The organism is Flavobacterium luminosum, assembly GCF_023635005.1.
Classification (GTDB): Bacteria; Bacteroidota; Bacteroidia; order Flavobacteriales; family Flavobacteriaceae; genus Flavobacterium; species Flavobacterium luminosum.
In genome coordinates, this window is sequence record NZ_JAMLJM010000001.1 from 564,889 (window position 1) to 578,893 (window position 14,005).

The window sequence follows — 14,005 nt, forward strand, 5'->3', positions numbered from 1 at the left end:
ATTAAAATTCAAACCGTAGTTGAACGACTACGGTTTTTTTTATTTCTGTATTTAAGTTCGATAAAGAAATTCCTAACAAACGAACCGAATCTTTCATTCGTTCCTGATACAATAATTCTTTAGCGTTTTCAAACAACAAGGCTTTATCTTGTATAAAATAAGGCAAAGTTTTACTTCGGGTTTGTTGAGTGAAATCAGAATATTTAATCTTTAATGTGACCGTTTTACCAGAAATCTTGTGTTTTTGCAAACGACGAGATAATTCTTCTGCAATACGAACCAATTTTTCTTCCATAAAAATCTCCGAAGTTAAATTGGTATTAAAAGTGTGCTCGGCTGCAACAGATTTTGTGGTTCTATTCGGTTTTACGGCACTATTATGAATTCCGCGTACCAAATCATAATAATGCATTCCACTCTTACCAAAATGCTCCTCTAAAAAAGCCTTAGATTTACTTTTTAAATCCGATCCAGTAAAAATTCCCAACTGATACATTTTTTCGGCGGTAACTTTACCTATTCCGTAAAATTTCTTCACATCTAATCCTTCTAAAAAAGAAACTACTTCATCGGGATTAATCGTCTTCTGTCCGTTAGGTTTATTATAATCAGAGGCAATTTTGGCCACAAATTTATTTACAGAAATACCAGCCGAAGCCGTAAGCCCCACCTCTTGAAAAATACGAGTTCTAATCTCTTTGGCGATTAATGTTGCACTTGGATTGCCTTTTTTATTTTGCGTTACATCGAGATAAGCTTCATCTAGAGAGAGCGGTTCCACTAAATCGGTATAATCAAGAAAAATTTTTCTAATTTTTTGAGAAATTTCTTTGTACCGATCAAATCTTGGTTTTACAAAAATTAAATCAGCACATAAACGTTTCGCTTGAATCCCACTCATGGCACTCCGAACACCGTATTGACGCGCTTCGTAACTTGCTGCAGAAACTACACCTCGCGTTTCACTTCCTCCTACAGCAATTGGTTTACCTTTTAACTCAGGCCGATCCATTTGCTCTACAGAAGCATAAAACGCATCCATATCTACGTGGATTATTTTACGTATAGGTTTCGTTTCCATTGTGTAAATTTATGTATATTCCATTAAAATTTTACAGTATGGGAAAATCGGCTATTGTTTTAGGAGCCAGTGGTGTTACCGGAACTGAATTAATGAAACTTTTGATTGAAGATGAGGAATTTGACCAAATAATTGTTATTTCCAGATCAAAAGGCAAACTAGAACATCCAAAAATCAAAGAGATTATTACCGATTTATTACATTTAAAACAAATTGCCTCCGAATGTAAGGCAGATGTCCTATTTTGTTGCATAGGCACCACAAAAGCACAAACACCTGACAAAACAACTTACAAAGCAATAGATTACGGTATTCCTGTTCAAGCTGCCAAAATAGCGAAGGCAAACGGCATAAATACGTTTATAGTTGTATCAGCCTTAGGAGCCGATCCCAACAGCAGCATTTTCTACAATAGAACTAAAGGGGAAATGTAGCGAGATGTCTTAGCACAGGATCTTAAAAAAACCTACTTGTTACAGCCATCGTTAATCGACTTTTTAAGAGACCGATTCGCAGAGAAAATTGGAGTTTATTTAATGCGAGTAATCAACCCTTTACTAATAGGAAAATTAAAAAAATATCGTAGCATTACACCTAAAACCATTGCAAGAGCTATGATACAACTTACCAAAAACAACTATACTACATCAAGAATAAGTTCAGATCAAATCACCTTAATAGCAGACGGAAAATTATGATAGAAATAGAAAGAAAATTTTTAGTATCCCATTTGTCATTTTTGTCTTTAGCAACCAAAAAAAACAGAATTGTTCAAGGCTATCTCAACTCTAATCCTGAAAGAACTGTACGCGTCAGAATTAAAGGAAACAAAGGATTTCTTACCATTAAAGGAAAAGGGAATGAGTCCGGAACCACACGCATGGAATGGGAAAAAGAAATTTCGCTACAAGAAGCCGAACAGCTATTAACTCTTTGTGAAAAAGGAATTATAGAAAAAACACGTTATGAAATTCCCGTAGGTAATCATACTTATGAAGTAGACCTATTTGCAGGAGATCATGAAGGACTTGTTCTTGCTGAAATAGAATTGGAATCCGAAAATGAAGATTTTACAAAACCGGATTGGTTAGCTGAAGAGGTAACAGGTGATGAGCGCTATTATAACGCCTATCTAAGTAATCATCCGTACCCTACAGAGTAATTATTTTTTTTGAGCGATTTCAATTTTAACCCTCATCTCGCCACTGCGTTTATTAGTGGCTAACAACATAAATGAAGCCCTAGACAAATCGATTTCGCGGTTCCTTACATGTGGCCCTCGATCATTGACTCGAACCAATACATGTTTACCATTTCTTAGGTTTGTTACTCGAAGTATGGTGCCAAATTTAAATCTTCGATGCGCAGCGGTAAATTTTTTATTATTGAAACGTTCTCCACTGGCCGTCCTCCTACCATTGAATTTATTGGAGTAATACGAAGCGTGAGCATTGCTTTTATAAAGTTTGTAATTATAAAGTCCTTCTTCAATCGAGAGACTATCTATAACTAAACTATCAATACTGTCTGTTTTAACAGTATCTTGTATTTGATTCGCTGCAAAAGGTTTTTTATCGAATTTCCGAAAAGAAACCGTAGAAATCAACACTATTGCTATAGATGTAGTCAAGACTAAAAAAATTCTACTGATCATCACTGTTTTATTTAACATTATACATCCTAAATCAAATACTATACCTAAAAAAATAAAAAGTCCTAAAATAGGACTTTTTATATTATTTTAAAGCCATAAAGCCCATGGAATTCTACTTAGAATTAACAATAATCCAATTCCAAACCCGATTAAAATTGATTTGAATTTAGCCGCACTCTCTGCTTGTTTTTTATGCTTAGACCAACCAATAGTAATCAGTACCAAAGCGATGATATTGATTAATGGATGCTCAAGAGAAGTTAGACGTGCTGAAGCATCTTTCATTTCACCCAATAAGGCTAATCCAAGTGGGGAAATAAAATATAAAACCAAACCGACTAATAATTGAATGTGAGCTGCAATTAAACCGAATAAAGCGATTTTGCGGTCTTTTCCAGTGAATTCTCTATTGGCAAAAAAACCTGACGCGGTATTTACCACAGCAACTACTAATAATAAAAGCGCTAGATACGCCCAACCAGAATGAAATTTTTGAATAAAATCGTACATTTTAAAAGTTTTAGTTTAAACAAATATAACTAAAAAAACAAAACCACGCCAAAAGACGTGGTTTCGAATTTTGTATGTAAAAAGATTAGAAATCGTATCTTACAGAGAAGTTCCAAGTTCTACCAAAACCAAAGAATACTTGGTTTCTTACATCAACTCCATCATAAACTCCTTTTGCCAAATAATCTTGATAAGTAGGATATTGTCCAGAACCAGTTCCTTTCAATTTATTACTTGCTGATGTTGTACTTCCGAATGGATTAATTAAACCATCACCAGTACCACCATCAAATTCAGCTTGAGTTGCAGTAAACTGATTAGTTCTTGATTCTGTAACAAATGTTTCATCAAGAACATTATTAACATTTATTCTAAAGTTAAATGAATCTTTACTATCTTTAGTTCTATTCAATTTTAGAGATAAACCAAGGTCCATTAATCCATAGCTTGGTAACAATAAAGTACCTTTGTTATTAGTTGCAGAAAATCTTCCTGGTTCAATATTTGCATATAAATTATCAGCATATCTGTAATTAGCATCTAATTTCAAGCCTTTAACCGCTTCCCAATTAGCACCAATACTGTATGTAACTTGAGCAACGTCTCCAACTTTAACTTTATCTAAAGTTAATGTACCGTCACCTAATAATAAATTATTTTGGTCATACTTCTTGTAAGTAGCATTTCCATCATAGAACCAATCACCGTAAGAAACCATACCATTAATATTTAACGTTTTAAATGGTTTTGCAGTCATTTCTAATTCTAAACCTTGGTGAATTTCATCAACACCAAAAGCTTCATAATATCCATTTCTGTTACTTGAACTAGGATCTGATGAACGTTGATATCTATCTTTCCAAGAAGTGTAATAAGCATTTAAATTCGCATTGAAAATAGAAGAACGGAAACCATATCCTAATTCAACACCTAAAATTTTCTCATTAGTAAGATCAGCAGCTACAATAGACTGGTTACTAGGATAAACCGCATTGAAGAATGGTTGTTTAGAATAGTATCCTGCATTAGCAAACACATTCATTTGTTCGTTAATGTTATAGTTTACACCACCTTTTACATTACCTCCTAAAATATTTTTATAATCAGTCATGTATAGATCATTCGTTTTCAAGTATAAAAACGTATCTTCTCTTTTGAAACCTTGTTGAGAAATTGCCCCTTGAACGAAAGCTGATAACTTTTCAGTAGAATACTCTAACTGAGTGAAAGCTCCATACCATTTAACATATCCATTATTGTTGTACTCAATCTTCTCTTGATCTTTTACGTTTGTAAAAGGGTTAAAGCTTGGAGATGCAGAATATGTATTATATAAGAAACGGTTAGGATTATTAATATCTCTATTATCAAAATAACCATCAGCACCCAATAGATCATTTACATTTCTAAAATGGTAACCAATGTATGTTCTTGCATCTACACCAAAATCTAAAGTAAATTTATCGGAAAGTTTTGTATTTAAATTTATCACACTTCCATACCAGTCGTGAGAGTTAATAGAAGCTCTTCTAGTGAAACCAGCTGTTCTACTTGAGATTTGCTCTCCATTGGTTGGAGCTAAGTTAGATGGTCCAGTAATTGCAGTTAAAGCATCTCTGTTTGCTGGATCATAAGTTCCAGTGTTGTAAGCATAGAAATCATTAAACGGCACTAAACCATTTGCAGTTTTGAAAGCAAAAGGAGATCTACCTATGTTACCCGTTCCACCTCCACGGCCCCATGAACCATAAAATACAGAAGATAATTTCATTTTATCGTTGATCTTCCAGTCATAATTCAAAGACGCTACAGGTTTGTGGTAAAAGTTTCTAGCCCAAGAATACTCTTCTCCATTTAAATAACCCCAATCAGAATTATATTTAATATTTGGTTTGTTTTCTGATGGATTACCGTATTTAATGTAATCTGCTAAGGTATTAGCAAAACTTCTTTGGTGGTGCCATTGAGGAGCACCAGTAAAAGTAAACTGGATATCATGGTTTTCATTGATTTCATAACCTAAACCAATAAAGTAATTTTGACCTAAAAACTTAGTACCATCAACATATCCATTACCCATAGTATTACTGAATAAAATTGAAGCAGATAAACCGTTCTCCATTTTACCAGTTGAGTACGACGCTAAGGTTTTAAGATAATTATCGTTACCGATTGTTGAAGAAATTGAACCTCCTTGTTTAGCATCTGCCGATCTTGTGATTACGTTGATCGTACCACCTACCGATGAAATTGCTAATTTAGAAGAACCCAAACCTCTTTGCACTTGCATAGCTGTTGTTACATCAGATAAACCTGCCCAGTTACTCCAGTATACCGCTCCATTTTCCATGTCGTTTACAGGTACACCGTTAATCATAACCGCAACGTTTCTCTGATCGAAACCACGAATATTAATTCTTGAATCTCCAAAACCTCCTCCAGATTTAGTCACATACACCGATGGTGTAGTAGCTAATATCTCAGGAAATTCTTGAGAACCTAATTTTTCTCTAATTTCAGCAGCCTTGATTGTAGAAACAGCTACTGGCGTTTTTCTGTCTTTTGCAATATCAATAACAGTAGTAGATACCACTACCTCTCCTAAAACATTGCTTTCAGCTTTTAAAACAATAGTTCCCAAATCTGAAGAACTACCAATGATTGAATACGATACTTTTTTAGACTCGTATCCTAAGTAAGATACTACAAGAGTTCCTGTAGCTTTTGAAGAATTAAGGGTAAAGCTACCATCAAAACTAGTTGCTACCCCATTTGTTGTTCCTTGGATAACAACATTTGCACCAGGAAGAGGACCGTTTTCATCTTCGACCTTTCCGGTAATTTTTCCTTGAGCAAATACTGAAGAAATACTCAAGAAAAAGAAAGTCACTAAAAACCAATTTTTCATGTTTCTCATTTGTGATGTTTATTTTTTGTTTGGGGACAAAATTCCGACAAATATTCAACTTCAATGTTAAGTTAATGTTAATATTATGCAAGCATAATTTTACATTAATCGAAACAAAAAAAACAAATTCACAATTTTACAACAAAAAGAAAGACTGATTATGACAATCTATTAATAAAAAATCAAATATCAAGGTAATTTTTCAACAATAATTCAGTGGAAGAATCATGTTTTTGTAGCTTCAAACTGTTAATTTCTTCTAAAATAGAACCTGCTAATTGTTTCCCCAATTCTACACCCCACTGATCGTAACTGAAGATATTCCAAATCACTCCTTGTACAAAAATCTTATGTTCGTATAAAGCAATCAAAGATCCAAGAGTTTCAGGCGTCAGGAGATCTATCAATAAGGTATTAGTAGGTTTATTACCATCAAATACCTTGAAAGGCAGTAACAATTGTGCTCTATCCTCTGATATTCCTTGTGCTTTTAGTTCTTGTAACACCTCTTCCTCAGATTTTCCTTCGAGTAAAGCTTCGGTTTGAGCGAAGAAATTAGACATTAATTGATTGTGATGCTTTACATCACCGTGTAACGATTTTTTAAATCCGATGAAATCTACAGGGATTAACTTAGTCCCTTGATGAATTAGTTGAAAAAACGCATGTTGGGAATTCGTTCCTGGTTCACCCCATATAATTGTACCGGTTTGGTAATTTACAGGAAACCCATTACGAGCAATGCTTTTTCCGTTACTTTCCATAATACCTTGCTGTAAATATGGCGCAAACTTTTGTAAATATTGTGTATAAGGAATCAATGCCTCTGTTTCGGCTTGGAAAAAATTATTATACCAAACACTCAAAAGTGCCAATATAACAGGGATATTATTTTCAAAAGATTCGGTTCTAAAATGCTCATCCATAGCATTGGCTCCAGCCAACAACTGCTCAAAATTATCGTAGCCAACAGCTAAACTGATCGTTAAGCCAACAGATCCCCACAAAGAAAAACGTCCTCCAACCCAATCCCACATTGGAAAAACATTGGCTTCATCAATTCCAAAAGCTTTAGCTTTTGAAGTGTCCGAAGAAACTGCCACGAAATGTTTAGCTATATCTTCAGGTTGTGCAAATCGCAAAAACCAATCTCTAATAGTTTCCGCATTAGATAACGTTTCTCGTGTAGTGAATGTTTTAGAAACCACCACAAAAAGGGTCGTTTCAGGATTAATCCGTTTCATTATTTCTTGAAGATGATCTCCATCTACATTGGAAACAAAATGAACACCAAGGTGATTTCTGTAAAAACCTAAGGCTTCTACTACCATTGCCGGGCCTAAATCAGAACCTCCTATACCAATATTAACGATATCGGTAATTGGTTTTCCCGTAAAACCTTTCAATTGTTTGGTAATTACTTTTTCGGTAAAATCTTTTATTTTTTCTTTTACTTCGTAAACTTCTGGAACAACATTTTTCCCATTTACAAGAATAGTATCCGTTGGGCGAGCACGTAAAGCAGTATGCAAAACTGCTCGATTTTCTGTTTGATTGATATTTTCCCCAGAAAACTGTGCTTCAATCGCTTTTTTTAATTCTACTTCCTGAGCTAATTGTAAAAGTAAATCTATCGTTTTCTGATTGATTCTATTTTTAGAATAATCGACTAAGAATTGTTTCCATTGAATATGAAACCGCTCAGCTCTTTGAGAGTCTTCAACAAACATATCCTGCATATTGACATATTGCATTTCTGCAAAATGCTCCCTTAGATTTTGCCAAGCTAAAGTTTCGGTAGGATTAATTGAAGGTAACGACATATTCATTGTTTTATACAAAATATTGGACAGCGAATTTACAATATTGATTTAGATAAATCACCCATAAAATCAAGTTATAAGGATGTATTTAAACGAAAACGTTTTAGTTGACGCCTTTTAAACACAAGTGAAACTATCAATGACTGTGATTCCGCTTATTTTTGAAAAATTAATTATTTCAATTGTGCAACACTATCAAGTTCTCTTTTCAAAGGAGTCATAAACTCGATGAATCTTGGTTTATTTTTAGGATTCATCGGAATTGAGGTAGGTAGTTTTAACTTTAGAGCATCTACTTGTTTTCCATTCTTCCAAAATCGGTAACAAACGTGAGGACCGCTAGCCAGACCCGTGCTTCCTACTTTACCAATAATTTGTCCTTGCCTAACTTTTTGCCCGCGTTTAACTAAAATACGAGACATGTGCAAATATTGTGTAGAATAGGTTTTATCGTGCTTAATCTTTACGTGGTTTCCATTACCCGCGGTATAACCCGCCAACTCAACCACTCCATTAGCCGTAGACATAATTGGCGTTCCGTGAGGAGCTGCGTAATCTGTCCCGTTATGAGGCTTAAAGAATTTTTGTACTGGATGAAATCGTCTTTTTGAAAAACGCGAGGTAATATTCACCGTTTTCAAAGGTGCTTTCAAAAAGAAATTCTTGAGCGCTTTTCCCTCTTCATCATAATATTCCAACTTATCTTTGGGAGATTGTTTAAAAGGAAAAGCGTATATTTTTTTGCCTTTGTATTCAAAAAAAGCACATTCTAAAGAATCTACTCCGTCATATATCGAATCGTTAATATATCTCTCCGTAAAAGTAACCGCAAATTTGTCACCTTTTTTCGATTTAAAGAAATCAATAGACCACTTGTAAACATCGGTTAATTTTGCCGACAAAGAAGCAGCAACCCCTTCATTTTTGAGAGTTTCTGACAAAGAACCATTTAATTCTCCTGCAATAGTTCTCCTTCTATACGTTACTGGTTTTATTTTTTTGGATGCTACTGCTACCGAATCTGTAAAATCAACCACATAATACGTTAGATTGTCTGGCTGATAAATAAAATATTGTAATTTTTTTGATCGATCTCTAGTTCGCAATAAAGTATAAGGCTTCCCTAGTTGCATGATCCTAACATTAAAAGTATCCTTTACACTAATAATAACATCATGAACTAGCTTTCCGTTGAGATTTTGCTTTTCGATGATCGTACCAAACGTATCGTCTTTTTTGATAGTGTCTCTAACAACAGAAAAATTATTTAGTTTAAATCCGAAATCAAAGACGATGGGCTCGACCTTTTTAACAGATTGAACCGCATTTTTATCATCTTTACAGGAAACAACTAAAAACAGAAGAATTAGTAGTGATACATATTTTTTCAAGAAGCGTTTTATTTTAAGACAGCTTTCAAAGATAAAAGCAGATTAAACAAAACGCTAAAATAGTGTTTTTTTAAACATTTTCACCCCAAGAAGCTAATTCCTGTTCAGACCAAAGTTCCGGGAAGAAAATACGACGCTGATAACGAGGGTGCATATACTTTTTCCAATCGCTTCCTCCTGTGGCTTCTCCATCACCTTTTCCGTTATCGATATATTTTTGAGCTGCTCGATAATGCCCCATAACCCAAGTAATATTTACGGTATAATCATAATGACGCATCGCTTTTATCAACTCAGGATTTTGCTGATCTGACTCTGGAAGTTCTTTAAATTTACGCCAAAGGTTAATGGTATTGTATTCTTCCATTACGCGAAGAAATTGATCTTTATATTTTTCTTCAAATTGTTTTAAAAAATACGATTTTTCTTCGGTCTGATAATCCTTCCCAGCTGCTTGCCAATACAAATGTTCGAAAGCGTGTGTATAAGGCGTATTTCTATCAATGGTAGCTCTGAAACGATAATCGATTAAATTGATCAAATCTGTAGAACAAAATTCAATTAAGCGATATTGAGCACTTTGAAATCCACTGGCTGGTGTTAAGGTGTGGCGGAATTTCATGTATTGTTCCACTTCCATTCCATCTCCCATAATTGTAAACGAGGTGGTTAACATATCAAAATAACGACTGATGCGCATTAACCTTTCGGTGAAAAAACTGGTCGTTAAATTTTCTGCATACGATACTTGCTTAATTTCCCATAGAATCATTTTAAACAACAACTCATTAATCTGATGATACATGATAAAAATGTTTTCATCGGGTAACGTTGTTCTTTGAATCTGAAGATTCAACAAAGCATCGGTTTGTATGTAATCCCAATAGGTAATGGGTTTTGACCACAGCAATCCTTCCAGATAAGCTTCTGTTTTTTGATGTAAGCCTTTATATTTTTTATCGATTTCGTTTACTAATTCTGAATAGTCACTCATTTTTAATCTTTTATTATCATGAACGGATTTTTCAACCCTTTGAAGGCATCCAGATCGGCTTTAAGAGAACCTACAGCCAAACTTGCTTTAATACGCAAAGGTATTTTATTTTCATCATCGGATATCCAAACTGTTAAACTTTCTTGCTCTTTAAACACTCTACCCGATTGCACTAAAGGTCGAAAAACCATTGATTGTACTTTTCCAAATTTGGTACGTAATACTTCCCTCCCGATATATTTTAATCTAAATTTATAAATTTCATCATCAAAAAACATATCAATGACAATAGATTCACCTACTTGGAGTTTATCAATTTTGGGATGATTTCTTAAATAATAAAAAGAAGAAACAATATCTTGAACATTTTCTGTGACGCTAAAAGTCTTCTCTGTCTTATGTTTGTAATCTTTGACTAAAACCGTATTTTTTTCCTGATTAAAGAAACCTTCCTGATCTTTCGTATAACCTCCTTCATTAATCTTTCTTAAATATTGATAAGGTTTAGATGTTTCTTTATCGATGTAACTTTGATAATGGTCTTCGACCTTAAAAAAGAATCTTGACATCCCAACCGTGTAGCCATGACCAACAGCATAGAAGATTTTTTTATTGGCTTTGGTCGCTTCTTTCAACTCCAACGTAGCATAACCGGCATTGACCAATCCGTAATGTATTCGGAACTTGAACCATTCACCTACATCAAAAGCCGTTGGTTTTTGAGCGATAGACGCTAATGAAAAAAGTAAGGAGAAGAATAGAATTTTAATTTTCATTTCTTTTGGTTTAATATTCTTCAGAAAGAATACAATTTTTATTCCAAAAATAATAAAAAACAAAAAACTCAGTCATTACTGACTGAGTTTTTATGCTATTAACCAACCAAAAAACTATAAATTATGAAAATTTATCAAATTCAGAGGGAACCACCCCTTAGAATTGTTATGCAAATATATATCGGTTTTTCAATTATATCTAACAAAAAATCAATTTTAACATATTTTTATCAAAACTACAGTTGTTACAACAGTGTTTGCTGATAATTTTACAATGAAATTAAACTTTACTTAATATTATTTTAACAAAACGAAGAAACTTTATAGAAAAAAGGAAATCCTATTGGTTAAAAATAAAAAATCCGGAAAGTAATTTTTCCGGATTTCATAAAAACATTATTTTTTAAAGTGTTCCTCTTAGTTCTTGCTCTCTTTCGATAGATTCGAATAATGCTTTAAAATTACCAGCTCCAAAACCTCTGGCACCCATTCTTTGAATGATTTCAAAGAAAAGAGTTGGACGATCTTCTACTGGTTTCGTGAAGATTTGCAACAAATAACCTTCTTCATCGGCATCAATCATGATTCCTAATTTTTGAAGTTCTTTGATATCTTCTTTAAACTTCGACATATGGTCTTTTAATCTCTCAGGAATAGCGTCATAATACGCTTGTGGAGGTGTACTCAAAAACTCGATACCTCTGGCACGCATTTCAGCTACTGTTGATATAATATCATCGGTTGCAACGGCAATATGCTGTACTCCTGGACCTTCGTAGAAATCTAAATATTCTTCGATTTGCGATTTTTTCTTTCCTTCAGCAGGTTCATTAATTGGGAATTTAATTCTTCCATTCCCATTACTCATCACCTTAGACATTAAAGCCGAATATTCTGTTGTAATCTGTTTGTCATCAAAAGATAAGAAGTTTACAAATCCCATTACATCTTCATACCATTTTACCCAAACATTCATTTCGTTCCAACCTACGTTTCCTACCATGTGGTCCACAAATTTTAAACCTACTGGCGTTGGGTTGTAATCCGATTTCCATTCTTTATAACCTGGTAAAAAAGTTCCTTTGTAATTTTTACGCTCTACAAACATGTGAACAGTTTCTCCGTAAGTGTAAATTCCAGCTCTCACTACTTCACCAAATTCATCGGTTTCCACAGTAGGCTCCATATATACTTTTGCACCGCGTTTTGTAGTTTCTTCAAAAGATTTTCTTGCGTCTTCTACCCAAAGTGCCACGATTTTAACTCCATCACCATGTTTTTTTACATGCTCTCCAACAGGAGAATCACTTTTTAAAGCAGTCGTTAAAACTAACCTGATTTTATCTTGAACCAACACATAAGAAGCTCTGTCTTTCACTCCAGTTTCTAAACCAGCATACGCCAATGATTGAAATCCGAACGCTGTTTTATAAAAATGTGCCGCTTGTTTCGCGTTTCCTACGTAAAATTCTACGTAATCTGTTCCTAATAATGGTAAGAAGTCTTGTGCGCCTTCAAATATTTTTTCTAATCCGTACTCTACTGATTTTATTTCTTGTGCCATGTTTTTTTATTTTGAAATTAATAGATCTAAGATTTGAAGATGATTCAAATCCATATTGAAAATTTAAAAAGAATTAATGTATTTTAAATTTTCAAATTAGCTCGTTACTCAAGCCAAGATTGGTAATACTTATCGTCTGCGATTTTCATAGCATCTTCCGTTACCATCAAAGGTTTGAAAGTGTCTACCATCACAGCTAATTCTTGTGTATCCGTTTTACCTATACTTCTTTCCGTTGCTCCTGGGTGCGGTCCGTGTGGAATTCCGGCTGGGTGAAGAGAAATGTGTCCAGCTTCGATATCGTTTCGGCTCATAAAATCACCATCTACATAATACAAAACCTCATCCGAATCTATATTACTATGATTGTAAGGTGCAGGAATTGCTTCCGGATGATAATCGTATAAACGAGGTACAAAAGAACAAATTACAAAAGCATCCGTCTCAAAAGTTTGATGTACCGGAGGTGGTTGATGAATTCTTCCCGTAATAGGCTCAAAGTCGTGTATAGATAACGCGTAAGGATAATTGAAACCATCATATCCTACCACATCAAAAGGATGCGTAGCATAAACCATCTCGAAAATTTCGTCTTTCTTTTTTACTTTAATTACAAAGTCGCCTTTTTCGTTATATGTTTCTAATTCTTGCGGCTGACGAATATCGCGCTCACAAAAAGGAGCATGCTCTAACAATTGTCCAAACCAATTTCGGTAACGCTTTGGCGTGTAAATTGGTCGATGTGATTCGACAATAAACAATCGATTGTCTGTAGTATCAAAATCGATTTTATAAATCATTCCCCTCGGAATTACAAGATAATCACCATATTTGAAATCTAAATTTCCTAACATGGTTCTTAATTTTCCAGTTCCTTTGTGAATGAAGATTACTTCATCCGAATCCGTATTCTTATAAAAATAATCGGTGGTTGATTTTCTAGGAGCAGCTAAAACTATATGACAGTCCGAGTTGGTCAAAACGATTTTTCTACTTTCCAGAAAATCATCGGTTGGTTCTACCTGAAACCCTCTTAATCTATAAGACTGAATATTATTTTCTTTAGCAATTTTAGGTGCTACCGAATATTGTTTACGAATTTCCTTCACCTGAGTAGGGCGGTGTTCATGATACATATTGGTCGACATTCCGTCGAAACCAATGGTACCAAACAACTGCTCGTAATACAAATCTCCATTATCCTTTCTGAATTGTATATGGCGTTTCGATGGAATTTTTCCTAATTTGTGATAAAACGGCATTTTTTATTTGTTTTTAAATTCAACGTTAATTAGAAGTTTAAA

The 14,005-nt window shown here is 34.1% G+C and carries 13 protein-coding genes; 3 read left to right on the forward strand and 10 right to left on the reverse strand.

Annotation, left to right across the window (positions count from 1 at the left end):
• Window position 1 precedes the first annotated feature (1 nt).
• Window positions 2-1,081: a DNA polymerase IV gene (dinB, locus tag NAT50_RS02610; RefSeq protein ID WP_250591185.1), complete on the reverse strand. Its 1,080-nt coding sequence runs from the start codon at window positions 1,079-1,081 to the stop codon at window positions 2-4.
• 38 nt (window positions 1,082-1,119) lie between these two features.
• Here dinB and NAT50_RS12350 point away from each other — a divergent pair, with 38 nt between their 5' ends.
• From NAT50_RS12350 to NAT50_RS02620, 3 genes are read left to right on the forward strand one after another with little or no spacing between them, the layout of a single operon-like run.
• The gene (locus NAT50_RS12350; RefSeq protein ID WP_317236668.1) at window positions 1,120-1,515 is read left to right on the forward strand and encodes an NAD(P)H-binding protein; all 396 of its coding nucleotides are present in this window, start codon (window positions 1,120-1,122) and stop codon (window positions 1,513-1,515) included.
• 36 nt (window positions 1,516-1,551) lie between these two features.
• Complete coding sequence (locus tag NAT50_RS12355) at window positions 1,552-1,779, forward strand: Rossmann-fold NAD(P)-binding domain-containing protein (RefSeq protein ID WP_317236669.1); 228 nt, start codon at window positions 1,552-1,554, stop codon at window positions 1,777-1,779.
• Window positions 1,776-2,243, forward strand: a complete 468-nt coding sequence (locus tag NAT50_RS02620) for a CYTH domain-containing protein (protein WP_250591187.1) — start codon at window positions 1,776-1,778, stop codon at window positions 2,241-2,243. Before NAT50_RS12355 ends, NAT50_RS02620 begins: the two co-directional genes overlap by 4 nt.
• Here the strand turns inward: NAT50_RS02620 and NAT50_RS02625 are convergent, their stop codons facing one another.
• From NAT50_RS02625 to NAT50_RS02665, 9 genes are all read right to left on the reverse strand, one after another.
• Complete coding sequence (locus NAT50_RS02625) at window positions 2,244-2,735, reverse strand: septal ring lytic transglycosylase RlpA family protein (protein ID WP_250591189.1); 492 nt, start codon at window positions 2,733-2,735, stop codon at window positions 2,244-2,246. It abuts the gene before it with no gap.
• An 87-nt stretch (window positions 2,736-2,822) separates the two neighbouring features.
• Window positions 2,823-3,245 carry a hypothetical protein gene (locus NAT50_RS02630; RefSeq protein WP_250591191.1) on the reverse strand — a complete coding sequence of 141 codons (423 nt, stop codon included), beginning with the start codon at window positions 3,243-3,245 and terminating at the stop codon, window positions 2,823-2,825.
• A gap of 85 nt (window positions 3,246-3,330) precedes the next feature.
• Entirely contained in the window at window positions 3,331-6,153 is a 2,823-nt protein-coding gene (locus NAT50_RS02635) for a TonB-dependent receptor (RefSeq protein WP_250591193.1), read from the reverse strand.
• Between the two features lie 182 nt (window positions 6,154-6,335).
• Entirely contained in the window at window positions 6,336-7,976 is a 1,641-nt protein-coding gene (gene pgi, locus NAT50_RS02640; protein ID WP_250591195.1) for a glucose-6-phosphate isomerase, read from the reverse strand.
• Between the two features lie 173 nt (window positions 7,977-8,149).
• On the reverse strand, window positions 8,150-9,367 hold the full coding sequence (locus tag NAT50_RS02645) for a M23 family metallopeptidase (protein WP_250591197.1): 1,218 nt from the start codon (window positions 9,365-9,367) through the stop codon (window positions 8,150-8,152).
• 70 nt (window positions 9,368-9,437) lie between these two features.
• Window positions 9,438-10,361, reverse strand: a complete 924-nt coding sequence (locus NAT50_RS02650) for a tryptophan 2,3-dioxygenase family protein (RefSeq protein ID WP_250591199.1) — start codon at window positions 10,359-10,361, stop codon at window positions 9,438-9,440.
• 2 nt (window positions 10,362-10,363) lie between these two features.
• Entirely contained in the window at window positions 10,364-11,137 is a 774-nt protein-coding gene (locus tag NAT50_RS02655) for a DUF3108 domain-containing protein (RefSeq protein ID WP_250591201.1), read from the reverse strand.
• Between the two features lie 403 nt (window positions 11,138-11,540).
• The gene (gene hppD, locus NAT50_RS02660) at window positions 11,541-12,701 is read right to left on the reverse strand and encodes a 4-hydroxyphenylpyruvate dioxygenase (protein ID WP_250591203.1); all 1,161 of its coding nucleotides are present in this window, start codon (window positions 12,699-12,701) and stop codon (window positions 11,541-11,543) included.
• 104 nt (window positions 12,702-12,805) lie between these two features.
• Window positions 12,806-13,963 carry a homogentisate 1,2-dioxygenase gene (locus NAT50_RS02665; RefSeq protein WP_250591204.1) on the reverse strand — a complete coding sequence of 386 codons (1,158 nt, stop codon included), beginning with the start codon at window positions 13,961-13,963 and terminating at the stop codon, window positions 12,806-12,808.
• Window positions 13,964-14,005 lie beyond the last annotated feature (42 nt).